The organism is Nocardia sp. CA-128927 (genome assembly GCF_050955855.1).
In the GTDB taxonomy this organism is placed as follows: domain Bacteria; phylum Actinomycetota; class Actinomycetes; order Mycobacteriales; family Mycobacteriaceae; genus Nocardia.
In genome coordinates this window covers 5560876-5585034 of sequence record NZ_CP192087.1, presented here as the reverse complement: position 1 = coordinate 5585034, position 24159 = coordinate 5560876, and the positions used below count along the sequence as shown (strand labels likewise).

General features: G+C 66.7%; 26 protein-coding genes. 13 read left to right on the top strand and 13 right to left on the bottom strand.

From position 1 onward, the window contains the following. Positions 1-11: 11 nt before the first annotated feature. From ACQPW1_RS26310 to ACQPW1_RS26290, 5 genes are all read left to right on the top strand, one after another. Positions 12-542 (top strand): CGNR zinc finger domain-containing protein, encoded by a 531-nt coding sequence (locus ACQPW1_RS26310; RefSeq protein WP_433654203.1) that lies wholly within the window; start codon positions 12-14, stop codon positions 540-542. Positions 543-741: 199 nt separating this feature from the next. Then, positions 742-1962, top strand: a complete 1221-nt coding sequence (locus ACQPW1_RS26305) for a diguanylate cyclase domain-containing protein (protein WP_433654202.1) — start codon at positions 742-744, stop codon at positions 1960-1962. A gap of 19 nt (positions 1963-1981) precedes the next feature. Then, on the top strand, positions 1982-2128 hold the full coding sequence (locus ACQPW1_RS26300; protein WP_433654201.1) for a DUF1059 domain-containing protein: 147 nt from the start codon (positions 1982-1984) through the stop codon (positions 2126-2128). Positions 2129-2400: 272 nt separating this feature from the next. Next, positions 2401-2694: an ArsR/SmtB family transcription factor gene (locus tag ACQPW1_RS26295; RefSeq protein WP_433654200.1), complete on the top strand. Its 294-nt coding sequence runs from the start codon at positions 2401-2403 to the stop codon at positions 2692-2694. Positions 2695-2714: 20 nt separating this feature from the next. Continuing rightward, a complete protein-coding gene (locus tag ACQPW1_RS26290) occupies positions 2715-3728 on the top strand; it encodes an LLM class flavin-dependent oxidoreductase (protein WP_433654199.1) in 1014 nt (337 codons plus the stop codon). A 2-nt stretch (positions 3729-3730) separates the two neighbouring features. On the opposite strand, the gene ACQPW1_RS26285 is transcribed toward ACQPW1_RS26290, so the two are convergent. The 4 genes from ACQPW1_RS26285 to ACQPW1_RS26270 form a co-directional block, all read right to left on the bottom strand. After that, the gene (locus ACQPW1_RS26285; RefSeq protein ID WP_433654198.1) at positions 3731-4486 is read right to left on the bottom strand and encodes a hypothetical protein; all 756 of its coding nucleotides are present in this window, start codon (positions 4484-4486) and stop codon (positions 3731-3733) included. A gap of 689 nt (positions 4487-5175) precedes the next feature. Continuing rightward, on the bottom strand, positions 5176-5961 hold the full coding sequence (locus ACQPW1_RS26280; protein ID WP_433654197.1) for a DUF4239 domain-containing protein: 786 nt from the start codon (positions 5959-5961) through the stop codon (positions 5176-5178). A 283-nt stretch (positions 5962-6244) separates the two neighbouring features. Continuing rightward, positions 6245-6994, bottom strand: a complete 750-nt coding sequence (locus ACQPW1_RS26275) for a PP2C family protein-serine/threonine phosphatase (protein WP_433654195.1) — start codon at positions 6992-6994, stop codon at positions 6245-6247. Positions 6995-7106: 112 nt separating this feature from the next. Further along, positions 7107-7601, bottom strand: a complete 495-nt coding sequence (locus ACQPW1_RS26270) for an Lrp/AsnC family transcriptional regulator (protein ID WP_433654194.1) — start codon at positions 7599-7601, stop codon at positions 7107-7109. 70 nt (positions 7602-7671) lie between these two features. Here ACQPW1_RS26270 and ACQPW1_RS26265 point away from each other — a divergent pair, with 70 nt between their 5' ends. After that, entirely contained in the window at positions 7672-8835 is a 1164-nt protein-coding gene (locus ACQPW1_RS26265; protein WP_433654193.1) for a MalY/PatB family protein, read from the top strand. Positions 8836-8856: 21 nt separating this feature from the next. Here ACQPW1_RS26265 and ACQPW1_RS26260 read toward each other — a convergent pair whose 3' ends face one another. Beyond that, the gene (locus ACQPW1_RS26260; protein WP_433654192.1) at positions 8857-10323 is read right to left on the bottom strand and encodes an FAD-dependent monooxygenase; all 1467 of its coding nucleotides are present in this window, start codon (positions 10321-10323) and stop codon (positions 8857-8859) included. Positions 10324-10429: 106 nt separating this feature from the next. Between ACQPW1_RS26260 and ACQPW1_RS26255 the strand changes: the two genes are divergently transcribed. From ACQPW1_RS26255 to ACQPW1_RS26245, 3 genes are all read left to right on the top strand, one after another. Next, entirely contained in the window at positions 10430-11071 is a 642-nt protein-coding gene (locus ACQPW1_RS26255) for a LysE family translocator (protein WP_433654190.1), read from the top strand. A gap of 170 nt (positions 11072-11241) precedes the next feature. Further along, positions 11242-12603, top strand: a complete 1362-nt coding sequence (locus tag ACQPW1_RS26250; RefSeq protein WP_433654189.1) for a M20/M25/M40 family metallo-hydrolase — start codon at positions 11242-11244, stop codon at positions 12601-12603. Positions 12604-12617: 14 nt separating this feature from the next. After that, a complete protein-coding gene (locus tag ACQPW1_RS26245) occupies positions 12618-13160 on the top strand; it encodes a YbhB/YbcL family Raf kinase inhibitor-like protein (RefSeq protein ID WP_433654188.1) in 543 nt (180 codons plus the stop codon). Positions 13161-13216: 56 nt separating this feature from the next. On the opposite strand, the gene ACQPW1_RS26240 is transcribed toward ACQPW1_RS26245, so the two are convergent. The 4 genes from ACQPW1_RS26240 to ACQPW1_RS26225 form a co-directional block, all read right to left on the bottom strand. Beyond that, positions 13217-15049, bottom strand: a complete 1833-nt coding sequence (locus ACQPW1_RS26240) for an AMP-dependent synthetase/ligase (RefSeq protein WP_433654187.1) — start codon at positions 15047-15049, stop codon at positions 13217-13219. Between the two features lie 149 nt (positions 15050-15198). Then, positions 15199-15882, bottom strand: a complete 684-nt coding sequence (locus ACQPW1_RS26235; protein ID WP_433654185.1) for a GTP cyclohydrolase — start codon at positions 15880-15882, stop codon at positions 15199-15201. Next, positions 15869-16789: a GTP cyclohydrolase II gene (locus ACQPW1_RS26230; protein WP_433654183.1), complete on the bottom strand. Its 921-nt coding sequence runs from the start codon at positions 16787-16789 to the stop codon at positions 15869-15871. Before ACQPW1_RS26230 ends, ACQPW1_RS26235 begins: the two co-directional genes overlap by 14 nt. Beyond that, complete coding sequence (locus tag ACQPW1_RS26225; protein ID WP_433654181.1) at positions 16786-18285, bottom strand: PfkB family carbohydrate kinase; 1500 nt, start codon at positions 18283-18285, stop codon at positions 16786-16788. Before ACQPW1_RS26225 ends, ACQPW1_RS26230 begins: the two co-directional genes overlap by 4 nt. A gap of 454 nt (positions 18286-18739) precedes the next feature. Here ACQPW1_RS26225 and ACQPW1_RS26220 point away from each other — a divergent pair, with 454 nt between their 5' ends. Further along, positions 18740-19033: a hypothetical protein gene (locus ACQPW1_RS26220; protein ID WP_433654180.1), complete on the top strand. Its 294-nt coding sequence runs from the start codon at positions 18740-18742 to the stop codon at positions 19031-19033. A 31-nt stretch (positions 19034-19064) separates the two neighbouring features. Further along, on the top strand, positions 19065-19454 hold the full coding sequence (locus ACQPW1_RS26215) for a hypothetical protein (protein ID WP_396977001.1): 390 nt from the start codon (positions 19065-19067) through the stop codon (positions 19452-19454). 12 nt (positions 19455-19466) lie between these two features. Here the strand turns inward: ACQPW1_RS26215 and ACQPW1_RS26210 are convergent, their stop codons facing one another. From ACQPW1_RS26210 to ACQPW1_RS26195, 4 genes are all read right to left on the bottom strand, one after another. Further along, positions 19467-20465: a PfkB family carbohydrate kinase gene (locus ACQPW1_RS26210; protein ID WP_433654178.1), complete on the bottom strand. Its 999-nt coding sequence runs from the start codon at positions 20463-20465 to the stop codon at positions 19467-19469. A 107-nt stretch (positions 20466-20572) separates the two neighbouring features. After that, entirely contained in the window at positions 20573-21649 is a 1077-nt protein-coding gene (locus ACQPW1_RS26205; RefSeq protein ID WP_433654177.1) for a quinone-dependent dihydroorotate dehydrogenase, read from the bottom strand. A 4-nt stretch (positions 21650-21653) separates the two neighbouring features. Beyond that, positions 21654-21941 (bottom strand): DUF5703 family protein, encoded by a 288-nt coding sequence (locus ACQPW1_RS26200; RefSeq protein WP_433654175.1) that lies wholly within the window; start codon positions 21939-21941, stop codon positions 21654-21656. Next, positions 21941-23065 (bottom strand): YncE family protein, encoded by a 1125-nt coding sequence (locus ACQPW1_RS26195; RefSeq protein ID WP_433654174.1) that lies wholly within the window; start codon positions 23063-23065, stop codon positions 21941-21943. The genes ACQPW1_RS26200 and ACQPW1_RS26195 overlap by 1 nt, the downstream gene beginning before the upstream one ends. 162 nt (positions 23066-23227) lie before the next feature. On the opposite strand from ACQPW1_RS26195, the gene ACQPW1_RS26190 reads away from it, so the two are divergent. Together ACQPW1_RS26190 and ACQPW1_RS26185 are read left to right on the top strand one after the other, a co-directional pair. Continuing rightward, positions 23228-23584 (top strand): hypothetical protein, encoded by a 357-nt coding sequence (locus ACQPW1_RS26190; RefSeq protein WP_433654173.1) that lies wholly within the window; start codon positions 23228-23230, stop codon positions 23582-23584. Next, positions 23585-24124, top strand: a complete 540-nt coding sequence (locus ACQPW1_RS26185) for a hypothetical protein (protein WP_433654172.1) — start codon at positions 23585-23587, stop codon at positions 24122-24124. It begins immediately after the preceding gene. The last annotated feature ends 35 nt before the right edge of the window (positions 24125-24159 follow it).

Here is a 24159-nt window from a genome sequence, read left to right as displayed (position 1 = left end):
AATATGTCAATATGATTTTTGCTCATGACACCGAAGAGGCTCTGGTGGCCGCGGTGGAGCTGGTGAATTCGGCGGAGGAGCCGGATACATTGACCGAAATCGACCAGCTCGCAGGGTTTTTCGTGAAGCACGTCTACACGGGCGTGCACACCGGCGATGCCGACGAGCTCGCGGCGGTTCGGGCGCTGCGCGCGCCGCTGCGCCGGATGCTCACCAGTGATCGCGATACGGCGACGCGGTTGGTGAACGAGACCCTGGCGAGCCATCGGGCGGTGCCGCAACTCGTCCGGCACGGCGATGTCGACTATCACATCCACGCCGTCCCTGCGGAGGCGCCGTTTCCGGTGCGGATCGCCGTCGAGACGGCGATGGCGCTGATCGATCTCATCCGCGCGGATGAGCTGAGCAGGTTGTCCATCTGCGCGGACACGGCCTGCGAGGGCCTCGTTCTGGACCTGTCACGCAACCGGTCGCGGCGCTATTGCAGCACCGCGTGCGGAAACCGCAATGCTGTGGCGGCGTACCGGGCGCGGAAGAAATGATCGGGGTCGACCGCAGCGGGACCGCTAGAATAGGCGTTTCGTGCCGAATTGGATAGTGTGCTGATCTCACATTGCGTGATTCGCACACCCGTTTTACTGTCGATTTGCACGCCAAGCTGGATGACCAGGGAAGTCCCTGGGTGAATGCCCGGGTCCGTTGTCGACCAAAGGCGGTAATTGATTGACCGACGAGCGATCGATGTTTCGGACATGGTGGCGGGACCCGGTGGATTACCGTGCCCTGGTCGAGACGTTCGAATCGCACGGCGCGCTCGGTCGATTCAAGTTCATGCTCGGGTCCGGCGGGCTGGTCATGCTGCTGATCGCGGTGCTTGCCTCGGTGGCGCAGGGCGATGTGGCGGGATGGGTCGGCAACGTGCAAGGCGGCGTCGAGGCCACCGTCGCCGGGCTGTGGACGCTGCGCTGGTGGTTTTTGCCGTGGCCGCGTGAAGTCGAATCGCTCGCCTGGATCGTCCTTTTCGATATCGACACCACTGCCAATGATTTGCTGGTGCACGATCGCGTCGTCGGAGTTTTGGGTGTCGTGCTGCTGACGGCGATGGGTGCGTATGTGACCGTGTTCCACGGTCCGCGAATCCTGGCATTGCAAGTCGGCTGGACGATGCTGACGAGTGTGGTGTTGGCGTTCTTGATGTTTCGCGGCGAGTTGGCGGATGCCACGCGGGACGGGCAGGCGGCGGGGCAGCAGCACCGAGATCTCGCGCTGGGGCTCGCCGTTGTGCTTGTCATGCTCGTCGTTGTCGGCGTGATGCTCCCGTTCGTGCAGTTCTGTCACTGGCTGCTGCGGGCCGACGCGCTGTCGGACCCGCTCACCGGGCTGTTGAACCGGCGTGGGCTCGACACCTACCTGTCCGCGCACATCCTGAACTGCCGAGGCGAGTCGGCCTATGTCGCGACGGTGGACATGGACCGCTTCAAAGCCGTCAACGACACCTTCGGTCACCCGTTCGGCGACGAGGTGCTGATGCTGGCGGCTCAGCGAATCCGCGCGGCGGCCGACGTGGACGCGCTGATCGCACGGACCGGCGGCGAGGAGTTCGTGATCGTCGGCTGCCTGCGTGACGACGCCGCCAACGTCGGCGAGCGGCTGCGCAACGCCATCGAGACCATGCCCGATTTGCCGATGGCGGTCACCGCCAGTGTCGGCATCGCGGTCCTCGATGGTTCGCGAACATCCGGCCCCTACAACGTCACCACCTACCGCCGCCTACTGCGCGGCTCCGACTCGGCGATGTACCGCGCAAAACGCCGCGGCGGCAACGCGGTAGCCATCGCAGGCCAAGACGAGCCACCCCCGACCCGACCCCGCCGTAAACCCTCCGGCTTCCCCGAGATCCACCCCCCAACACCCGCCGACGAGATCGAGTTGCCAAGTAGCTCGGCAGTACCACCCGCCTGACTTCTCCAAGGACCAGCCCATGAAGCGAAACCTGAACTGCCCCTGCGGCGAACGCATCGTCGGCACCGACGAGGACGACCTGGTAGCGAAGACCCAGGCCCACCTATCCGCAAACCACCCGGACCACGAGTACTCCCGCGACGAGATCCTGTTCATCGCCTACTGATCCCGCCGGGGATCGTTTGCTGAGCGGTAACAGAAGGTTCCTGCGCGCCGATTTCACGGGTGTCGGGGTTGAAACCCGAGGGAAAGGTCCGTGATGTTCTTCAACGGGATTGCCAACGCGGTGTACCAGGTCATGATCGGCGCGCCGCAGGAGGTTGTCGTCGGCTGGCTGCTCTACGCGATCGGCATGTAGGCAGTGAGCAGGGTCATGATGCTGGGTTCTTGTTTGCGGCGTAAGTTCGTTAATTAGCGAAATGGCGAAGGGTGGTGGGTGTGCTCGAGGAGTGCAAGGCGCTGGCGAACGAGACTCGCTTGCGCGTCCTGGAGTGGCTCAAGGAGCCGGAGGTCCACTTTCCTGGGCGCGGTGGCGAGACGGCCGAGCTGGGGGTGTGCGCGGGGCTCATCCAGCAGAAGGCGGGGACCTCGGCGTCGACCATCTCGGCGCATCTGGCGATCCTGCAGCGTGCCGGGTTCCTGTGCGGCACCCGGCGCGGGCAGTGGATCTACTACCGCCGTGACGACGCCCGCATCCGTGCCTTCACCGAACAACTGCACCGCGTTCTTTGACCTACGAAAGGCAACGTCCTATGTCGACTGCTCTGTCCATCCTCGACCTGGCGTCGATCGCGCCCGGTCAATCCGCGCGCGATAGCTTCGACAACAGCGTCGCACTGGCGCGGGCTGCCGAACGTAGCGGCTATCGCCGCGTCTGGTACGCCGAGCACCACAACATGGGCTCGATCGCGTCGAGTGCCACGAGTGTGCTCATCGGACACGTCGCGGCACAGACCGACACCATTCGGCTGGGCTCCGGCGGCATCATGCTGCCCAACCACTCGCCGCTGGTGATCGCGGAACAGTTCGGCACCTTGGAGACGTTGTTCCCCGGGCGCATCGACCTCGGGCTCGGTCGCGCGCCGGGCAGCGATCAGAAGACGATGCTCGCGTTGCGTCGCAACCCGTCGTCGGCGGACTCGTTCCCGCAGGATGTGCTGGAACTGCAGGGGTACCTGTCGGGGCATACCCGGATACCCGGTGTGCAGGCGGTGCCGCGTGCGGAAGGGATTGTGCCGCTGTACATCCTGGGTTCTTCACTGTTCGGTGCTCAGCTCGCTGCGCAACTCGGCCTGCCGTACGCCTTCGCGTCCCACTTCGCACCGGACGCGCTGCACCAAGCGGTCGCCGTCTACCGCGAAACGTTCCGGCCGTCGGAGCAGTTGGCTGAGCCGTACGTGATGGCCGGAGTGAATGTGTTCGCCGCGACGAACGCCGAGGATGCGTTGGAGCAGAAGGCGATTTCCTACCGGGCTCGGGCGCGAATGATGATCAAGCGGGGCGCCGCCGATGTCAGCTACACCGACGCCGAGATCGACGCGTTCCTCGCCTCGCCGAACGGTCGTCAGCTGTCGTCGATGACGCAGTACACCGCCGTGGGCACGCCCGCCGAAGTCGTTGCGTACTTGGATGATTTCGCCGCCTCGATCCAAGCCGACGAGCTGATCCTGGCGCATCACGCCACGCAGATCGATGACCGGGTGCGTTCTGTTGAGCTCACCGGTGCCGCAATGGCCGCGGCCGCGCGGGAACCCGCCGTCGGCTAACTTTACAGACGCGGCGGTCGCTTCTTGGCGACTTCGGTAGAGCCTTGCTGGGCCATGAGGATCAGCACTACCAGCAGGGTGACGACCTCGAGGGTGTGGAAGGCGAAAGTATCTGCGACCGAGGTGGTTTCGTCGTCGACCGCGGGGGGTGTTGCCGCGACGACGTACCGTCCCGGCAGGGTGGAGGCATCGGCTTCAGTCTCTGACTCGGCGATAGGTGCGGCCACCGGCATGAACGGGAACAGTGACGGTGAGGGGCTCGGGATCGGGGACGGGATCAAGAGCGGAAATGACGGTGCGGGTGGCGTCGGGGCCGTGGAGAGGGCGAGAAGGCAGGTCAGCACCGCGCTGCCGGTGACCGCGCTACCGACGGCGGCACTGCCGAGGGCGGAGCCGCTCGAACCGAAACCCGGTGGGATCACCGCGGATCCGGCCGAGCCGACCACTGCCCACCACGGCGGGGCCAGCATGCCCGGTCCGATCAGGCCCGAGCCTGCGGCCGAGCCGAGGAACAGGAGTGCGCCACCAGCCACGGCGCTGCCCGCGCATGCGGTGATGACGCTGCCGCTGTCGAGCCCGAGGGCGGCGGGGCCGGTGGCGGCTGGCGTTGCAGCCGTTGCCATTTCGCCCGTCTCGGCGTCGGCGTCTGCGGCGCTGCCGATATCGAGGATGCCGCGCGCGGCGAGCGGCTTCGGCGGCTCCAGTGCCAGTAGACCGTCTTCGGCTGCGCTGCCGGTCGCGATATCCGGCCCGAGCACGCTTCCGCTCGAGGCGTCCGGCGTGGCTGCGCTTCCGGCTGGGACGTCTTGCGGCGCTGCGCTTCCGGTTGAGATGTCCGGCCCGGCGGTGTTGCCTGGTGGGGGAGCGTTGACGGGCGGAGCGTCTGGCGGGGGCGTGTTTCCGGACGGCGCGTCTGGCCGGGCGGTGTTGTCGGACGGAGCGCCTTGCGGAGCAGTGTTGCCAGGTGGGACATCTGGCGGGGCGGTGTTTCCGGACGGGGCGCCCTGTGGGGCGGTGTTGCCAGGGGGGACATCGTGCGGGGCGGTGTTGACAGGTGGTACGGCCGACGGCACCGCGTTGCCGGGTGCAACGTCCGGCGGGGGTGTGTCTCCAGTCGGGACGTCCGACGGAGGCTTTCCGAACGGAATGCTCATCGGAGCCGCGCTTCCGGCCGGGACATCATGCGGCGCTGTGCTTTCCGTCGACACCTCCGACGGTGCCGCGCCTTCGGTCGGAACGTCCGACGGGTCGGTGTAGTCGGCCGGAACATCCGACGGTGCTGTGCTTTCGGTCGTGGCGACCGGCGGCGGGTTCGGGACCACCTCGTCCGCGGCGGACCGACCCCCGAACATCACCGTCGCCGGAACGAACGCGGCCAACACGACGAACCCTCGTGCGCCCCTTACCATTCGCGGCGCGAGGCCACCGGACCTGTTCCGTGGATGTTTCATTCGTTGTGGGTTACCGGTCCGCCGGGATGCTGGTCGTACTGCGATTGGGCATACGTGAAGGCGTCGATCGGAATGCCGAGCACTCCGGAGAACGGTCGTTCCAGGTCGTGGATCGCCAGCAGCGCCGAACCGATCACGACGCCGAGCAGCGCGGTCATCGCGAGGCTGCGCCGGGTGACCAGCATGCCGGTCAGTACCGGGTTCAGCAGGACCAGCACCGCACCGAAACACAATGCGATGTAGAGGAATTGAGGGATGGTGCGGGACGCGTCGATGGCGCGATCATGGCGCGCCTGCGTCACGCGGTCGATACCGGCCAACGCTCGGGATCGCGCCTCGACGACCACCGGATCGGTCGACCGTACCGACACCACGGCGTCGCGGAGCGAGTCGAGCGTCTTTCCGGTGGATTCGTCGAGACGACTCTCGCGCTCCATCACCGGCCACTCCTTGGCGAGGACCTCGTTGGTGTAGGCGATCACCTTGTCGTGGATGCGCTGCTGATCGGGTCCGGGCATCGTGTGGATGGCCAGGTGGGTATCGACGAGCCCCTTGGACTCGGTGATCGTGTGGTTGTAGGCGTTCTGGTTCTGGTTCCAGCAGGCCACGAAGACGAACGCGAGCACCGCGGTGAAGATTGTCTTGGCCAGGTCGAGCGCGAGGTGGCTGGACGATTCGTCACTGCTCTGCCGCCATGATTTCGGTCGAAGCCGATCTCCGACAACCAAAACACCCACCGCGATCAACGCGGCACAGATCGCGACGAGCAATTCCTGAGCCATCTCGCTCCACTTTCCCGGTCAAAGTCGGTAAAACTGATTTCCGAGTGCATGGTTGAGCTTCCGAGGCAACCCCGGTATGGGCATATTAGAACAGCAACTGTCGAAGATTAGCCCTGGTCACCCGCCCTAAGTTGGCGACGTTACCGAAGTGTGATCAATGGTGAATAAGTAGAGCGAATTTGCAGCAAATAGACGTTGGTAGTAGGTCTATTTCGAGGAGCTGCAGCGTGATCGGGCTTTGGGGTGGCGTCGAGGCGGTTCTCGAGAACAATGTTCTACGCGTTCAAGACAGGGGGCGGCAGTCGGCGACGAGGGCGGTGGTGTTGTCCGTGCCGCCGGCTCGGAGGGCGCTGTCCACCAGGGTGTCGGCGGCGTCCGCGGGGGACTTCTCCGCGGCGAGAATCGCCTTGATCGCGGCCATGTCGAGGCGTTTGTGCACGCCGTCGGTGCTCAGTAGCAGCCTGCCGGTGCTGGAGCCGGTGCCGGCGGTGCCGATGTCGGCGGGGCGCACGGTGCGGGCCGAGGTGATGACGATGTGCTCGAGGCGCGGTGCGGAACCGTAGCCGCGGGTCCGCCAGTACTCGGCGACGGTGTGGTCGGTGGTGATCTGGTGCAGGACGCGTCCGTTCCAGCGGTACGCGCGGCAGTCGCCGACCCAGGCGATGTCGCCTGGTCCGTCGGGTCGGCCCGGGGAGGGCAGCACGGCCACCACGAGGACGCTGTCTGCCTCGGATTGCGGGAACTGGCGGAGCAATTCGCGTTGCGCGGCAAGGATTCCGGCGTGTGCCCCGCTGCGGGCGCCGCTGCGAGCGGCGATGTCCGCCGCGGTGCGCGCCGCCCGTGCCGCGGCCAGGTGGTCACCGATGCCGTCGGCGACGACGAACGCGGTCCGTCCGGTGGCGGGGTCGGTCACGGCGGCCGCGGCATCGGCATTGAGGGAACGAGAACCGCGCCTGCTCAACGACTCCCAGGTGGTGCCGGTGAGTCGCACTACTTCAGGATCGGGGCCATCGGTGACGGGTGCCGAGCACATGGCCTGACCTCCTTGTGCTGGACCATAGTGCGTGCCGATCGGCACTATTCCAGTAAACCGCGCTTATCCGTGGCGTCGGCAACAGTTTGCCGTGCAGTTCCTGTGAAGCCCATTACGGTTTGGTCTCTTGGCGCGATGGCGACAACGGCACGGCCAGTTGGGCTTTGACTCGTTCGTAGGTCGGCAACGTCTCGTAGCGGTGCACGGACTTGTCCCTGACGAACAGGTCGTTCGAGACGTGCCGGTAGGCGGCGAGGTCTTCGGTGACCATCACCACGACGTAATCCCATTGACCGACAACGGAATAGCACTGCTGTACGGCCGGTTCGGCCAGCATGCGGTCGCAGAAGGCGCGGTAGTGGTCGGCGTCGTCCTCGGTCAGCTCGACGAGTACCACGGTGGTCAACGCCATGCCCACCGCGCGCGGGTCGATCACGGCGACCTCCGCGGTGATCACCCCGCCGGTGCGCAGGCGGGTGAGTCTGCGCTGAACCGCGCTGGGAGAGAGACCGACTCGGTCGCCGAGCTCGTGCAGGGGTTGGGTCGCGTCGACCTGGACGAGCTCCAGCAGCCGGTGGTCGATGTCATCTAACGGAAGAACGCTCACGCAAGATTCTTGCGTGCGAGCGGGAAAACTGTCAATCGTATTCGGTGGCCTTCCTTCTAGGGTTCAGCTCATGAACGATCTTGTCGATTTCGAGGCGCTGCGGCAGCGGGTGGGGATCAAGTGGGCGCGGGCCGGGGCGGATGTGCTGCCGGGGTGGATCGCGGACATGGACTTGCCGGTGCCGGATCCGGTGCGTGCGGCGTTGCAGCGGGCCGCGGCGGGCGACCTCGGGTATCCGGACTGGGAGGATCGGCCGGATCGCAACCCATTGCAGGAGGCGTTCGCCGAGCGCATGCGCGACCGGTACGACTTCGCTATCGACCCGGACGACGTGTACGTCTTCACCGAGCTGATCCAGGTGCTGCAGATCGTGCTGCAACTCATGACCCGGCCGGGTGACGCGGTCGCCGTGCACACGCCCGCTTACCCGCCGTTCCTGCAAACGCTGGAGGTGATGGGGCGGCGACTGGTGCCGATCCCGATGATCGCAGGGGAGCACGGCTGGACCTTCGACGCCGACCGGATGGCCGAGGACATCCGCCGGAACGATTGCCGCGCCTTGGTTCTGGTGAACCCGAACAACCCGACCGGGCACATGTTCGATCGCGACGAACTCTCGGCGATCGCGGAGATCGCCTGTCGGCACGATCTTTTCGTGATCTCCGACGAGATCCACTCCGAGCTCACACACGGGCGGCGCCAGCACATCCCGATCGCCACGCTCGGCCCGGAAATCGCCGGGCGCACACTCACTCTCAACTCTGCGAGCAAGGCCTTCAATCTGGCAGGTCTGCGGTGCTGTGTCGCGCATGTCGGTGACAGTCGGGTCCGTGCGGCGTTGGATGCGCAGCCACCGCTGCTATATGGCCAGGTGAGCGCGCTGAGCGTGCTTGCGACCTGCACGGCGTGGCGAGACGGGGCCGCGTGGCTGACGGAAACTCGGCAGACGCTGACCGGCAACCGCGATCTCGTCGCCGAGTCGCTGCCGCCCGAGATCCGTTTTCACCGCCCCGACGCGAGCTACCTGGCTTGGCTCGATTGTCGTGCGCTCGAACTCGAGCAGGATCCGGCGGTATTCTTCCTGGAGCATGCGAAAGTCCGGCTCCTGCCCGGGCCGGACTTCGGGCCCGGCGGTGCGGGTTTCGCGCGGCTGAACTTCGCGACGTTCCGACCGGTGCTGGAGGAGATGCTCGGCCGCGTACACGACGCGGCGCAGAAGCACCTGAACCGCTGAGGAATCACCAACGGGCGCAGGTTATTCGGGCGCGCCGAACCAGAACGTCAGTGCCGCTGAGATCGTCGAGGGCTCGTCGCTCGACGCACAGACGTAACCGTCCGGCCGAACGAGTACCGCCTGCGCAGTGAGCGCGCCGTGATCGACGACGACAGATCGCACCCGAGCCTTCCTGTCGTCGGCGAGCGGGGCGAACCGGCGGTCGGGGCTGCTGTCCAACAGCAGCCCCGATCCGTCTCGCGCGTGTTCGGCGAGCCGAGTGCCGTCGCCGAGATCGAGATCCGGCATCCGATGACCGAGCCCCGGCCCTAGGTCGTAGCGAATGCCGATCCCGGAAATGTCCTGGGCCACCTGACGATTCGCGTCGGGCAGCTGTAGTAGTCCGTTGATCATGTCCCGCACCGCACGCGCGTCGGGATGCGGTGCGGTGAGCACGCTTTGCACCTGGGTGTTGGTCAGCACCGCCGCAGCCACCGGGTGTCGCTCCGAGTGGTAAGTGTCGAGCAGATGCGCGGGCGCCCAGCCGTGGATGCCGGCAGCCAGTTTCCAGCCGAGGTTGAACGCGTCCTGCAAACCGAGGCTCATGCCTTGACCGCCGAGGGGCGGGTGGATGTGCGCGGCGTCACCGGCGAGAAACACTCGGCCCGTGCGGTATTCGGTCACCTGCCGGGCGGCATCGGTGAATCGTGAACCGGATCGCAGCTCACCGAGTTCGATCTCCGATCCGTAGGAGCGGGTCAGTGCACCCTGCACCTCTTCGGCGGTGATCACGGCGTCCCTGTCGAATCCCACTTGATCCGCGCCGCCGAAGACGAATCGATACACCCCGTCGCGCAGCGGCATCAGGAAGGCGAAATCGGTTCGCTCGGTGTCGAATCGGGGCAGCGACCAGGAGTCGGCGACCCCGGCCGGTTTCCTGGTCAGGGTGATGTCGCAGACCGTTGCCGGTGCGTTCCCGTCGCGGCCGGGGAACTCGACGCCGGTGAGCTTGCGTACGGTGCTGCGTCCGCCGTCGGCGCCGACGAGGTAGCGCGCGGTGATCTGTTGCTCGCCGTCGGGGGTGGCCACGGTCGCGGTGACCTGCTCGTCGCCCGGCGCGAGCCCGGAGTCGATGCGGATCAGTTGGTGGCCGCGGCGCAGTGTGTTGCCGAAGCTCGCGAGATTGCTCTCCAGTGCGCGTTCCACGTCGGCCTGCACGATGACGATCTGGTAGGCGAACCTGCTGTCCAGCGCGCCGTAGTTCAGCGGGATGCCGGAGAAGTGGCCCCACTCCACGTTGGCGAAGGCATGCTCGTCCATCAGGCTGAGCCAGCCGCGCCAGTCCAGAATCTCCGCCGACCGCGGCTGCAGATTGAGCGCTTTGGACTGGCGGCTGCGGTCGAGGTCGCGCTCCACCACGATGGCGCGCACTCCGGCAAGACCTAGTTCATTCGCCAGCAACAGACCAGTTGGTCCGCCGCCGACGATCAGTACATCGGTATCAGGCACGCCTCGACTCTGCCAACCAATCGGCCGTCGCGCCATCGGTTTTCGCGCGTGGGCCGGCCGAGGTCGGGGGTGGTGGAAGGTGATCAACGGGAGATAGGTTGGGCGGGTGAGTGTATGGACAGCCATGGTGTCGTTCGCCGTCGTCGCGGGGCTGCTGACCATTGTTCCGGGGCTGGATACCGCGCTCGTGCTGCGTTCCGCGATCGTCCGCGGCACCCGTACCGCGTTCGCGACCGCGCTCGGCGTGGGCAGCGGACTGATGGTGTGGGGTATCGCCACTACGTGCGGGCTGTCGGTGTTGCTGGCCACCTCGCAGGTGGCGTACACGGTGCTGCGCATTGCCGGTGCGATCTACCTGGTCTGGCTCGGCGCCACCAGCTTGCACACGCTGTGGCGCTCCGGCGGCTCGGGTGACAGCCACGCCGCCGATGACGTCGTCCCCGGCGGCAACGTGCTGCGAGCCTGGGCGCGCGGTGCGACGTCGAACCTGCTCAACCCGAAGGTCGGTGTCTTCTACATCGCGATGCTGCCGCAGTTCATCCCACCGCAAGCACCGCACCTGTTGATGGGCACGGCGCTGACCCTGGTCCACTTCATCGAGGGCATCCTGTGGTCCACCGCCCTGATCTGCGGTGTCCGGTTCGCGCGAGCGTGGCTCGATCGCCGCTCGGTCAAACGATGGATGGAAGGCATCACCGGCTCGGTCCTGCTGGCGCTCGGCCTGAAGCTCGCCTTCGACTCGCCCTGATCCGCTACGGCGTTGGGGCCGAATCGGTTTGCGTGGTTGCGATCACCGTGATGCTGACCCCTGCGGTGACGGCGATCGGCACCGTACGCTGTGCCGCCACGGCCGCGGCGCGCTGACGCGGCGGGAGGGACTGGACGGCGGCACTCGGGTCAGGTGGTAGGAAAGGGTACGTGTCCACAACTGTCGAAGGATCAGTCCCCAACAGCAGCTCTCGCGCGGTCGACGAGGTGGTGGACCTGGTCAGCGCGCTGATTCGGTTCGATACCTCCAACATCGGCGAGCTCGCCACCACGAAGGGGGAGCGCGAGTGCGCGGAATGGGTGGCCGAACAACTGCACCAGGCCGGATATACGACCGAGTACGTGGAGTCGGGTGCGCCGGGGCGCGGGAATGTGTTCGCGCGGCTGAAGGGCGCCGATTCCAGCCGGGGCGCGCTGATGATGCACGGACACCTCGACGTGGTGCCCGCTGAGGCGGCCGACTGGAGTGTGCACCCGTTCTCGGGTGCGGTGCGCGATGGTTACGTGTGGGGTCGCGGCGCCATCGACATGAAGGACATGGTCGGGATGATGCTGGCCATCGCCCGCCAGTTCAAGCTCGAGGGGACCGTGCCGCCGCGCGACATCGTGTTCGCGTTCCTGGCGGATGAGGAGAACGGCGGCAAGTGGGGTTCGCAGTGGCTGGTGGACAACCGGCCGGACCTGTTCGAGGGCATCACCGAGGCGGTCGGGGAGGTCGGCGGGTTCTCGCTGACGGTGCCGCGGCCGGACGGCACCGAGCGCAGGCTGTATCTGGTGGAGACCGCCGAGAAGGGGCTCGGCTGGATGCGGTTGCGCGCCAAGGCCCGTGCGGGTCACGGCTCGTTCCTGCATGAGGACAACGCCGTCACCATTCTGGCCGCCGCGGTCGCCCGGCTCGGCAAACACACCTTCCCCGTGGTGATGTCGGATTCGGTGACCGAGTTCCTGGCCGCCGTCTCCGAGGAGACCGGGCTGGAGTTCGATCCGTCCAGCCCCGACATCGAGGGTCAGCTGGCGAAGCTGGGCACCATCTCCCGCATTATCGGTGCGACACTGCGTGATACGGCGAATCCGACCATGCTGCAGGCCGGCTACAAGGCGAACGTGATTCCGCAGACCGCGGAGGCCGTGGTCGACTGCCGGGTGGTGCCCGGTCGGCAGGCCGCGTTCGAGCGCGAGGTGGACGAGCTGATCGGCCCGGACGTCGAACGCGAGTGGATCACCAAACTCGACTCGTACGAAACAACATTCGACGGTCACCTGGTCGACGCGATGAACGACGCGATCCTCGCCCACGATCCGCAGGGCCGTACCGTGCCCTACATGCTCTCGGGCGGCACCGACGCGAAGGCGTTCGCCCGCTTGGGCATTCGCTGCTTCGGCTTCGCCCCGCTGCAGCTGCCGCCGGAACTGGACTTCACCGCGCTGTTCCACGGTGTCGACGAACGAGTTCCGGTGGCAGCGCTCGAATTCGGCACCCGGGTGCTGGAACACTTCCTGCTGAACAGCTGACGAAAGGACAATCAGTGCCCGATTACTCCTACAACCCCTACGACGCGCTCCCGCAGTTGCCGTCGTTCACGCTGACCTCCGACGATGTCACCGACGGCCAGCCGCTCGGCAACGATCAGGTCAGCGGCGTGTTCGGCGCGGGCGGCAAGGACATCTCGCCGCAGCTGTCCTGGTCCGGATTCCCGGCGGAGACAAAGAGTTTCGCGGTGACCGTGTACGACCCGGACGCGCCGACGGCGGCCGGGTTCTGGCACTGGGCGGTGGCCGACGTTCCGCTCGGCACCACCTCGCTGCCCAGTGGCGCCGGCAGCGGCGAGGAAGGCGGGGCGCTGCCGACCGGGGCGATCTCCCTGCGCAACGACGGCGGGTTCGCCGGATTCGTCGGCGCCGCACCGCCGCCCGGACACGGCTACCACCGCTACTTCATCGCGGTGCACGCGGTGGACGTGGAGAGCCTCGGCTTCGACGCGTCCGCCACGCCCGCCTACCTCGGTTTCAATCTGTTCTCGCACGCCATCGCGCGCGCCACCATCGTGGGTACCTACGAGCAGAAGTAGGTTCGGACAAGACTGTGGCCCTGAGCGAAATGCTCAGGGCCACAGTCGTTATCGGGTCACTTGACGTTGATCACCTGGGCGGTGAGTTCCTTCGCGTAGAGCGCCTCGACCTCGGCCGCGTACTTGGCCTTGATCGGGCTGCGCTTGAGCGACATCTTCGGGGTCAGCTCGTCGCCGCCCGGCTCCCAGACCGTGCCGAGGATGGTGAAGCGCTTGATCTGCTCCACCCGCGACAGCTTGACGTTGCCCGCCTGCACCGCGGCCAGCACTTCGTCCACGATCTCCTGCCGGGTCGCCAGCGTCGCCACATCGGCATCGGTGGCGTCGAACTCCTTGGCGCGCAAGGCCGCAACGTCCGGGTCGAGTACGATCAGCGCGGCGATGTACGGCTTGGCATCGCCGAACGCGACCACCTGACCGACCAGCGAGGAGACGGCCTTCACCGCGTTCTCCACATTGCTCGGCGCGATGTTCTTGCCCGCCTCGCTGATGATCAGTTCCTTCTTGCGGTCGACGATGCGCAGGTAGCCGTCGGGGTCCAGGGTGCCGATGTCGCCGGTGTGCAGCCAGCCGTCGTCGTCGATCGCCGCCGCCGTCTGCTCCGGCATGTTGCGGTAGCCGCGGGTCACGATGGGTCCGCGCACCAGAACCTCACCGTCGGTATCGAGTCGCAGTTCCATGCCGTCGACCGGACGACCGACCGAGCCGGGGCGCGGCTTGGCCCGCTCGGTGAACGTGCCGACGCCGGTGGTTTCCGACATGCCCCACACCTCGCTCATGGCGAAGCCGAGGCCGATGAAGTACTCCAGGGTCTCCGGCGGGATCGGCGCGGCCCCGGAGGCAGGCACGAACATGGCCTCCAGGCCCATGGCGTGCCGCAGCTTCGACAACACCAGCGCCTCGGCCAGTTTGTGCTGCACGGCCAGGATCGGGCCGCGGCTCTTGCCCTCGATATCGGCTCGGGCCGCCGCCCGTCCGGTCTCGATGGCCCAGTTGGCGAGCGCCTTCTTCACCCCGCTCGGTTCGGCGGCGAGCTTGCTCTCGATGCCGACCTTGATCTTCTGCCACACCCGCGGCACCCCGAAGAAGGTGGTCGGGCGGGCGTCGGGCAGGGCGGCGGCGACCTCGCGCGGGTCCGGCACGGTGGTCACCTGGACGCCGGTGGTCAGGTTCATGGCGTGGCAGGAGATGCGATCGGCGACGTGCGCGGCGGGCAGATAGGACACGGCGCGGTCGTCGAGGCCGATCGGCAGTGGGCCGTTGACCAGCGCGATGACCTGGGCGAGCACATTGCGGTGGGTGACCTCGACGCCCTTGGACGGGCCGGTCGTGCCCGAGGTGTAGATCAGGGTGGCCAGGTCGTCGGGCTGGACCGCGCGCCAGGCCGCGTCGAAATCGAAGTCGGCGGCCGGGTTCGCCTCCACCTCGTCGAGGGTGATGGTCCCTGCGGCCGGGCCGTCGACCAGGATGATGTGCGCGAGTTCGACACCGGCGCCGGTCACCTTGTCCAGGAAAACCTGTTCTGTCACAACGACTTTGTTCGCCGCGTTGGTGAACAGGTGGGTGATCTGCTCGGACGAGCTGGTGTTGTAGATCGAGAACGGGGTGGCGCCCAGGTGCAGCGCGGCGGTGTCGACCAGATTGAATTCGGGCCGGTTGGTAAGCATGATGCCGACGGTGTCGCCGTGCCCGACACCGAGTTCGGCCAGGCCCGCCGCGATCGCGCGGACCCGCTCGCCGAACTGCCGCCAGGTGATCTGCTGGGTGCCGCCGACCGTCCGCAACGCCACCTGCTCGGGCCGCAACGTCAGGGTTTCCTGGAAGGCCTCGGGAACGGTGTAGACCGTTTTGCCCGATTTGTGCGAATAGCCGATGTCTGTCGTCGTCATATCCCTGTTCCTGATATCCATGCAATGAACCGCGCCTCACGGCGTCCGCACGCGGGCGGTTCGAGACCCGAACGGGTCGGCGCGCCAGGAGTGGCGCGGCTCACTAATGGTAACCAGGTGTTCGGGCTTGTGACCGTCGTTAGTCGCAACTACCGGCCGTGCGACCACCGGAGCATCGCGAACCATCCGCTGCGCAGCCAGAGCCGAACCGCGGCGAGATCGGCCAGGCGGCCCTTGTTATTGGGCAGCGTATGCCCGACGACTCGCTTGGCCTCGAGGTATGCCAGCGCCCGCATACTGCGTGGCCGCGTGTGCAGGGAGCGCACGGTTACCTTGATCCCGGCCGCCTGCACGGCCCGCACTTTGTCGGGGTTGTTCGTCATCAGCCGGATCGACTTCAGCTGGAGCCGCTCGAGTGCCGCGACCGCCTGTTCGTAGCGCCGTGTGTCGGGGAGCAGGCCGAGCATGGCATAGCTGCGGAACGTATCCACCCGACCTTGCTGGCTTGTCCGCAGGCCGCGCGCCTTGTTGACGAGCCCGGCGCCACGGCCCTCCTGCTCCAGGTAGATCAGGATCCCGCTGCCTGCCGCCTGGATGAAGTCCATGGCTTTCTCGAGCGCTGGGCCGCAGTCGCAGTCGTCGGTCTGCAGCGCGTCGCCGTACAGGCAGCGGGAATGGATTCGGACTAGGCAGCCGTCGGTCGGCTCGCCGAAGATCAGCATATGTCCGCCGTCGTGCTCGGCGGGCAACTCGATGACCCGGACTCGCAGATCGTGGCCCTTGCGCAGCAAGCGGTGCCCGGTTTCAGCGAGATCCCATTCAGCAGTGGTCAAGTGCTTCCTCCGGGGCCTGGATCGTCTGGTCATTTCGGGGCTGCAGCGGCGGTAACGGGAAAAGCGTTGCGGGGACTGCCGTTACTGCTTGCACGACGTCCGGGCGATTTCGCAACGCCCGACCGCTCGCCACCGCGACCGCGACAAGGGCGCCCACTGCCGCGATCCCGGCTTGGCCGACCACGGCAAGCACGACGAGCAGCATAGCGATCGTGGACACCGCGACGAATCCGCGGCTCGGCAGCGGCCGTACGGAACGCGATATCGGCAAGGCAGGAGGCTCCGGTATGGCGAGCCAAGGTAGGCCGGCACTCGGCAGAATATGCCCACGTTGCACGCGTTTGGCTTCCAAATAAGCTCTGGCCCGTTCGCTGCGGACCGGCGTGATCAGCGGCGCGACAACGACTGTGAGGCCGGCGTCCTGCAGCGCCTCGGCCTTCGCCGGGTTGTTGGTTAGCAAGGTGACCGAACGCAATCCGAGCCCGAGCAGCGCGTGTGCCGCGACCGCATAGGTTCTGGCATCGACGGGATAACCCAATTCCCGGTAGCTGGTGAAGCTGTCGGTGCGGCAGAGTTCGCTGTGCCGGTAGCCGCGTGCCTTCGCGATGAGCCCGGCGCCGCGGCCCTCCTGTTCGAGATAGACCAGTATGCCGGAGCGCGCGGCCTGGATGCGATCGAGCGCGACGTCGAGCTCAGGGCCGCAATCACAATCGTCGGAGCCGAGCACCTCGCCATAGAGACACCGCGAATGGATCCGGACCAGGCAGCCGTCGGCGATGTCACCGAAGACCAACAGGTGGCCTCGTTCGTCGGCGTCCTCGAGCTCCAGCACCCTGACCCGCAGATCGTTCGCCTTACGTGTGAACCGGTGATCGGTGTCGGCAAGGTGGGCCAGGGATATGGTCAATGCTCCTCCGAAGCAAGTCTGACGATGCGGTCGATCTCACTGACCGGCGGCATGGCTCCGGGCACGTCCCCGAACGATTGCGTAGCCACCATCGCCGCGGTCGCCCAGATGTAATCGTCTTCGGCGGCGGGGCGGCGGGTCGAGACGAGACGGTATACCAGGGCCGCCGCGAAGGCAGCTTGCGCACCGGGGGAGTCTTCCATTGCCGCGGGGAAGGCCGGGATCTGAGTGTTGACCGGGTCCGACCACACCGTGCATCGAAAGTCCTCGGTCGCGCAGACCGACCGCACTCCGAGCGCGCGTAACCGTTGCGCGGTGTCGCTGATGGAGGCGGCGGCGACCTCGGGCACCATGGCGGCGAGATTCTTGCTGGTGCCCGCGAGGTAGTCGACGACGTTGAGGTACTGATACAGGTATTGCGGCAGATCGATCGGCGGTGACGGATTGACAACGAGCAGTGGCCGCGAATCCAGTCGCCGGACCAGGGCCATGACTTGCTCGATGACGGTGATCGGCTGCTCGAAAGTCAGCAGCACGGCATCCGAGGCGGCGATGGACGCCCGGATCGGCGCGCTGCGTAAGTCCCGCGCGCTCAACCGGATTCGGTCGTCACGGCAGCCGATGAGACCAGCCGCGCCGGTGCTGGTGATCATCACCGCGGTCACCGGGGTCGGTGCCTCGGGAACGACCTTGACCAGATCGGTGTCGACGTTTTCCGAGCGCAGGTAGTCGAGGACGTGTCGGCCCTCGTCGTCGTCGCCGACCGCCGAGATCAGCCGGACCTGCAGTCCGAGTCTGGCGGCGGCGACCGCGCGGTTGAGCCCCTTGCCGCCCGGATGCTTTTCGAAGCTGTTTCCCGGGGTGGAGGTGCCCGCCATCGGAATGTGATCGACGAAGTAGATATGGTCGATGACGGCGTCGCCGAAGACCGTCACCACACCCGGAACCGTTGGTACGGCACGGGGTTCCGACAGCTTCGGCTCGATTGTGGTCGCCGGGTGCACCGACCCCGCGTCGTAGACCGACTCGTTCACCAGCAGGCCGGCCAGGGCGGTGAACGCGCGCCGTTCGGGCGTGGCCCGCAACGACCGGACGGAGGGCGTGATCGGGATCCGTTCGGCGCGTAGCGTTTCGTGCAGCAACCGCCAGTGCTCGGTGAGGTATTCCCGTCGTTCGCCGAGGTCCGCGGCGTACAGGCGATCGAGATCCACTGCGTCGGTGGCATTCTCGCGGAGCAGGCCCAGTGACAGCTCGGCGTCGGCGATCAATCGGTTAGTCGGTTCCAGTTGTGCCGCGAGTTCCTTGACCACCGGCAGGACGGCCTCCTCCGGCGCGATGCCGTGGCGCCGCGCATGCTGGCGCACAGCTAGCAGATCGAGCAGCGGCGCGACGTCGATCTCGGTGGTGCGCAGGCGATCCGAGCTGAGACCGGAGCGCTTGCACAGTCGAGTGAGGATATTGCGCACGGCAACCACGCCCGAGTCCTGCGGGACCATGACCGGTGTCAACCTCTCTGGTCGTCGTTTTCGAGGGCCGCGCTGACGATAGCCGAAAACGGCGTTTAGCCAGCCGACGAACTGTCAATTACCAAACTACAACGGCAATTGACGGTCAGATACGGCAAATGCCACACTGGGTTCAGCGGGATACCCGCCTCCCAGCCACCTCGGAGGGGACTCGGAGATGAAAGTTGTTCTCCTGATCAGGCAGGGCCGGCGGCGAAGGCCACACCGGCACATCGGATCTGACGCCGACCTCGAGCCGAACTTGGTTGCGGCCTAGGCGAACCACGTACGTTCGCCGGCCACTCCGTCCCAAGCCAGCCTCAGCCGTCGCTCGCACCGCTTCACCGAGGAAGCGCCGCACCGGTTCGACCGCGCTTCGTCGGTCGGCCGAGCTCAGCACACCCGAATGCGGGTTGGCGACGACTCCTCCCCGGTGGAGACAGCCGTGACGATCTACGAGAACAGCCGGTCGATGACGAGTAGCACCACCCCGGAATGGGCATGGCGGGTGGTAGGTCACGAGGAGCCGGCATGGCGCCTGAGTTGGTTACCGCACCGGCTCAGCCACGAACAGGCCAGGGCGGGAATGGAATTGGACGAGCTGCTGAGCCGTCAAGATCCCGCCGCGGGCCCCACGACGCAGGAACAGGCCGAAGCGCTGGCCGACATCCTGGGAACCACGGTGCAGCAGGCCACCCTTCTACTGCACCAGCGAATGCACGACAGGCGGCATTCGTGATGAAGCTCCATCTGTTACACCGGAGGCAGCTATGACTGTGCACACCACCGCATGGACGATGACCAGCGATATCACCCCGGAGTCGGCATACCGCGAAGCCGGAGACACGAATGCGTGGCGGTTGAGCTGGCTGCCGGATCGCCTGGTGAGCCAGGCGCAGGCCCGGCTGGGCATGGAACTCGACGAGTTGCTGAGCAACCCGCACGCCGTGTACGACCAGCGGGCTCAGGCCCGTGCCGATACCTGCGCCGAGCTGTTGGGTGTGTCCTGGGAAGAGGCGCTGCTGCTGCTGGCCAATCGGATGGCGCAACGACTGCAGCGCGGTCAGCGCGCCGAGGGGGAGGCCGCGCCGCCGGGGCGGACTCCCCGCTCGCAGTCGATGCGCGGGCACGTCGTCGAGCCGCCGTACGCGCTTAGCTGACGATCGGCGGGATCAGCTGTGGTCGTCGGATGACGTTGGGAGGCGGGCGATCCGATCGATTTCACTGACGGACGGCATGGCGCCGGACACGTCGCTGAAGGACTGGGTGGCCGCCATGGCGGCGGTAGCCCATTCGAAGTCCGCGCGGTCGGCCGGGCGACCGGCGGTCAAGAGCCGGTAGGCGAAGGCGGCGCTGAACGCCGCAGAGGATCCTGGCGAGTCCACCAGTACTGCCGCGAAGGAACGGGGCACGTCGAGGTTCAGCGCCGCTGATCGGACGCTGCATTCGAATCGTTCGACGGCGCAGACACTTCCGACGCCCTGAGCGAGCAGCTGCGGCGCGACGTCGACATCGAAGTCGAGGTCGGTGGCCGGTGTTTGCGGTGTGCGCGCCGGATCGGCCACCAATCCGGCCAGCTCTCTGTGTTTTCCGATCAGATAGTCGATCCGGCCGAAGTACTTGGAGATGTACTGCGGTGAGTTCGTCGGCGGTGTGGCGTGCACCAGTAAACGCGGGCGGGTACGTCCTCTGCGGATCACGCCCAATGCCTGATCGATGACGGCGATCGGTGGCTCGAAGGTAAGCAGCACCGCATCGGCCGAGGTCAGCGCCGATCGGGCGGCGGCGGTGCGCAGGTCGTCGCGGCTCAATCGCACGGCGTTATCGCTGTCGTTGATGATGCCGGTCGCACCGCTGCTCGCGATGATAACGGCAACCACCGGGGTGGATTCGCCATCCACCGTCTTGACCAGCTCGGTGTCGACGCCTTGGCGTTTCAGATATCGGATGATGCGCCGACCCGCGATATCACCACCGACCGCACTGATCAACCGCACCCGCAATCCCAGCCGCGCGGCGGCGACGGCACGATTGAGACCCTTGCCACCGAAGTGTTTTTCGTAACGTCCGTGCACCGTGTCACCCTCGGCGGGCAGCTTGTCGGTGCGATAGATGTGATCGATGACGGCGTCGCCCACGATGGTGAGCACGCCTTGATCCCGCGAGACCATGCGCCGCCCCCTCGCGTGGGTTGGGTGGTTGTGCCCCAATCAGAATAAGCCGCAGCGCGCGAGTTCGGCCGCGTTACTACACCATTCGCGGGTGGGGTAGCGCGAGGTCAGGCGTTGGCGGTGTGCTCGGCACCGATGGCGTCGGCGATGTTCTGATATCCGTTTGCGCGCAAGCGTTCCGCGAGACCGCGGTGGATCTTGCGGGTCCAGAACGGGCCGCCGTAGATGAAACCGGTGTAGCCCTGCAGCAGGGTGGCGCCCGCGCGGATGCGTTCCCAGGCCTGGTCGGCGGTTTCGATGCCGCCGACGGAGATGAGCACGAGGCGGTCGCCGACGCGGCGGTATAGGCGGCGCAGCACGTCGAGGGACCGGTCGGCGACGGGGGCACCGGACAGGCCGCCCGCGCCCATGGCCGTGACCTCGTCGGCGGGGGTGCGCAGGCCGTCGCGGCGAATGGTGGTGTTGGTGGCCACGATTCCGGCGAGGCCGAGTTCCACGGCGAGGTCGGCGACGGCGTCGATGTCCTCGTCGGACAGGTCGGGGGCGATCTTCACCAGGACCGGCACCTGGACGCTGTCGAGCACCGCTTGCAGCAGCGGGCGCAGCGATTCGACGGCTTGCAGGTCGCGCAGACCGGGGGTGTTGGGGGAGCTGACATTGACAACAACGAAATCGGCGAGCGGGCCGAGCAGGGCCGCGCTGATCGCGTAATCGCCTGCGGCGTCGGCGGGTTCGACGATTTTGGTCTTGCCGATGTTCGCGCCGATCGGCACGTCACCACGGCGGCCGCGCAGGTACTCGGCGGCGGCCGCGGCACCGAAGTTGTTGAAGCCCATGCGGTTGATCAGGGCATGATCGGCGGGCAGCCGGAACAGTCGCGGCGCGGGATTGCCCGGCTGGGCCTGGGCGGTGACGGTGCCGATCTCGGCGAAGCCGAAACCCAGTGGCGCCCAGGCGTCGACGCCGTCGGCGTTCTTGTCGAACCCGGCGGCCAGCCCGACCGGCGCCGGGAAGTCGATGCCGAACGCGGTGTTGCGCAGGATCGTATCCTCGGTGACGAGGACCTTGGTCATCACCCAGCGGGTGGGCGCGAAACGAGCGGCCACCCGCATCGTCGCGAAGGCCAGGTGGTGGATGCGTTCCGGCGGGACCAGAAACATCAGGCGTAATAACAGGGCGTACATCGGCTCACATTCCCGGTTCGGGCTGGGGTAGTGCGGTTTTTCGGCGGCGCAGCAGCACCCGTCGGCTACCGTCGGTGTAGGCCCGCACGCGGGACAGTTCCCAGCCGCCGAACTCGGCCTGGATGGCCAGCCGCATCGACGCGGTCACCCTGGTCACCTCGGGTGGCAGCCGCAGCGGCACGTATTCGTAATCGTCGCTGGTGGTTTCCCAGCCGGCGGGCAGCGCGCTGCGCCGCGCTCGCTTCTCGCGTGGTGATGCTGGTTCGTCGTCTGCGCGCGTTGCCGGAGTCATCAGTGGCCTCTCTTCCGATCGTCCGCGCGGATCCGCTGCAGACCGCCGTCGGCCGCGGATCCCACGAACATGTCACCGGTGCGCTGATCGACGGTTACCGAGTTGGGCTGCCGCACCGTCGGGTAGCGGCCGACTTCGGTCGGTATACCTGTCGACAGATCGAATCCGACGACTTCGTTGCTCTCGGTGCACGTCACCCACACGGTGTCGGACCGCTGATCGTAGGCAAGCGCGTAAGGCGAAGAGTTTACCGGGAATCGCTGACGCAGTACGAGAGGTCCGGCGCTGAAGACCAAGAGTTCGCCGCCCCCGGTGTCGGTGACGATGATCCGGCCGAACCGGTCGGCGATCATGTTGGTGGCGCCGTCGCCCGCGCGCAGGGCCAGGCCGAGGTCGTCTTTGCCGAGTTCGATCTCGGTGACGGAGGTCTGCCTGCGGTCCAGGACGGACACGTGGTCGGCGGTGAGAGCGAGCGCGTCGGCGGAGGCGAGGCCGGTGACGGTGCGGGTGAGCTTGCCCTCGGGGGAGATCGTGCGGACCTTGCCGTCCGCGGTGCCGACGAGCAGGCTGCCGTCGTCTCGGCGTTGCACCGATCTGGCGTCGCCGTCGACCGGGACCTCGCTGATGTTGCGGCCCGCGATATCGACGCGGAAGATCCGGTTGGGCGCGGGGATCAGCACTTCGCCTGGCTTGCCCTGCGCGAGGCTCGCGCCGCGGGCCGTCAGCGACAGGGCGCGGACGCCGGGGTCCGGAACGCCGTTGGGGCCGACGCGGGTGAGCGTCGTCGGGTCGATGAGGAAGAGGACGGTGCTTGTTTCGCTGGCGTCGAGGGCCGCGATCTCACCGGTGCTTTCCTCGGTGAGCAGTGCGCGGACGTTGGAGAGTCCCATGACGTCGCCTGCGGGGCGCGTGCTCGCGGCCGGTGAGACCGCGGCGGTGGCCGGATCTCTGGTGGGCAGGTTGTCGCTGTCCGGCGTGTTGGAGCAACCTGCCAGGAAGGCCAGTGCCGCGACGCCTACGAGCGCCGTGGGGACTCGGAGCGTAAGTGCCGGGAGTTGGTTGCGGGGCGTAACCACAGCGGAACCCGCGAACGCCGCCAATCGAACCCAGCCGCGAGGGCGCATCCACCGAACTCCTTTACCGACTTCTACCGACGATTCACCACAACTCCACCATCTGACCATGATGGCGCAACATCACGGCGTACCGGGGTGGCGGCTGGGGGAGAATGTCGGTGATGCGGGTTACGGTTGAGCTGAAACAGTGTCCAAATCAGGGAGATCCGGTTGAAAGCCGACCATACGTCGGGATTTGCCATCGATGACATAACCGTTGGTCCGTTCGCACACGGGTTCGGGACCACCGGCGATGGCAGGCCGTATGCGTTTCGCACGGTCCGGGCCAGCTTGACGTTGGAGATCTACCGGGCCGATCTGGCGAGCGAGGTGCCCGGTCCGGAGGATGTCGTCGCGGTCGCCGAGGCCAGGGTCACCGATATCGACCTCGATGACGAACGCAGTGTCGTCGCGCTGGTTCGCGACATGATCCCCGACGCGGTGCCCGTGGACGCGGTGCCGGATCGCGAAGTGACGACGGTGCGCGCGTTGCTGGGACGCATCAGTTCCGTAATTGATGGTATGTAGATGGTGATGCCATACACATTTCTCGCCCGCACCGTGCTGACCGCGTCCGGCCTCCTCTTGGTGGCCGCGTCCGCGGCGTGCAGCACCGGATCGGACGAGGCGGCCGTCGACGCCGCTCGTTCGTCGGCCAACGCGTCGCTGTCCGCCTCGATCACCACGTCATCGATTGCCGCGCATCCGCCGCTGCCGTCGGCCACGCAGCTGGACGCGCAGATCAAGCGGGCGCTGGATCCGGGGCTGCCGGACACCGAACGCACCGACCTGATCGAGGACGGCGACGCGTTCCGGACCGCGATCCCCGACATGTACAAGGCGCTGCAAGACAATCCGCGCGCCGTGTACGGGGTCACAGATCCGGTGTTCGACAACCACGACGGCACGCTCACCGCGACCATGCGCCTGGACAAGGACGGTAGCGGGACGGCGGTGCGCACCACGGTGGTGCATTTCGTGTTGCTCGACGGTAAGTGGAAGATCTCGCGGACCGACCTGTGCGGGATCCTGCGTTCCGCCGATTACCGCACGCCGGCCTGCGGCTGACCGTGTCGGATTTGCGGAGTTCGCGCGTACGCGAA

Bases quoted from the DNA above. Each gene is read 5' to 3' on its own strand.
- ACQPW1_RS26195 (WP_433654174.1), bottom strand. From the start codon at position 23,065: ATGCGCCCTCGCGGCTGGGTTCGATTGGCGGCGTTCGCGGGTTCCGCT.
- ACQPW1_RS26185 (WP_433654172.1), top strand. From the start codon at position 23,585: ATGGTGATGCCATACACATTTCTCGCCCGCACCGTGCTGACCGCGTCC.
- ACQPW1_RS26275 (WP_433654195.1), bottom strand. From the start codon at position 6,994: ATGTGCTCGGCACCCGTCACCGATGGCCCCGATCCTGAAGTAGTGCGA.
- ACQPW1_RS26200 (WP_433654175.1), bottom strand. From the start codon at position 21,941: ATGACTCCGGCAACGCGCGCAGACGACGAACCAGCATCACCACGCGAG.
- ACQPW1_RS26215 (WP_396977001.1), top strand. From the start codon at position 19,065: ATGACTGTGCACACCACCGCATGGACGATGACCAGCGATATCACCCCG.
- ACQPW1_RS26280 (WP_433654197.1), bottom strand. From the start codon at position 5,961: ATGGCTCAGGAATTGCTCGTCGCGATCTGTGCCGCGTTGATCGCGGTG.
- ACQPW1_RS26240 (WP_433654187.1), bottom strand. From the start codon at position 15,049: ATGACGACGACAGACATCGGCTATTCGCACAAATCGGGCAAAACGGTC.
- ACQPW1_RS26305 (WP_433654202.1), top strand. From the start codon at position 742: ATGTTTCGGACATGGTGGCGGGACCCGGTGGATTACCGTGCCCTGGTC.
- ACQPW1_RS26205 (WP_433654177.1), bottom strand. From the start codon at position 21,649: ATGTACGCCCTGTTATTACGCCTGATGTTTCTGGTCCCGCCGGAACGC.
- ACQPW1_RS26300 (WP_433654201.1), top strand. From the start codon at position 1,982: ATGAAGCGAAACCTGAACTGCCCCTGCGGCGAACGCATCGTCGGCACC.
- ACQPW1_RS26265 (WP_433654193.1), top strand. From the start codon at position 7,672: ATGAACGATCTTGTCGATTTCGAGGCGCTGCGGCAGCGGGTGGGGATC.
- ACQPW1_RS26225 (WP_433654181.1), bottom strand. From the start codon at position 18,285: ATGGTCCCGCAGGACTCGGGCGTGGTTGCCGTGCGCAATATCCTCACT.
- ACQPW1_RS26210 (WP_433654178.1), bottom strand. From the start codon at position 20,465: ATGGTCTCGCGGGATCAAGGCGTGCTCACCATCGTGGGCGACGCCGTC.
- ACQPW1_RS26310 (WP_433654203.1), top strand. From the start codon at position 12: ATGATTTTTGCTCATGACACCGAAGAGGCTCTGGTGGCCGCGGTGGAG.
- ACQPW1_RS26290 (WP_433654199.1), top strand. From the start codon at position 2,715: ATGTCGACTGCTCTGTCCATCCTCGACCTGGCGTCGATCGCGCCCGGT.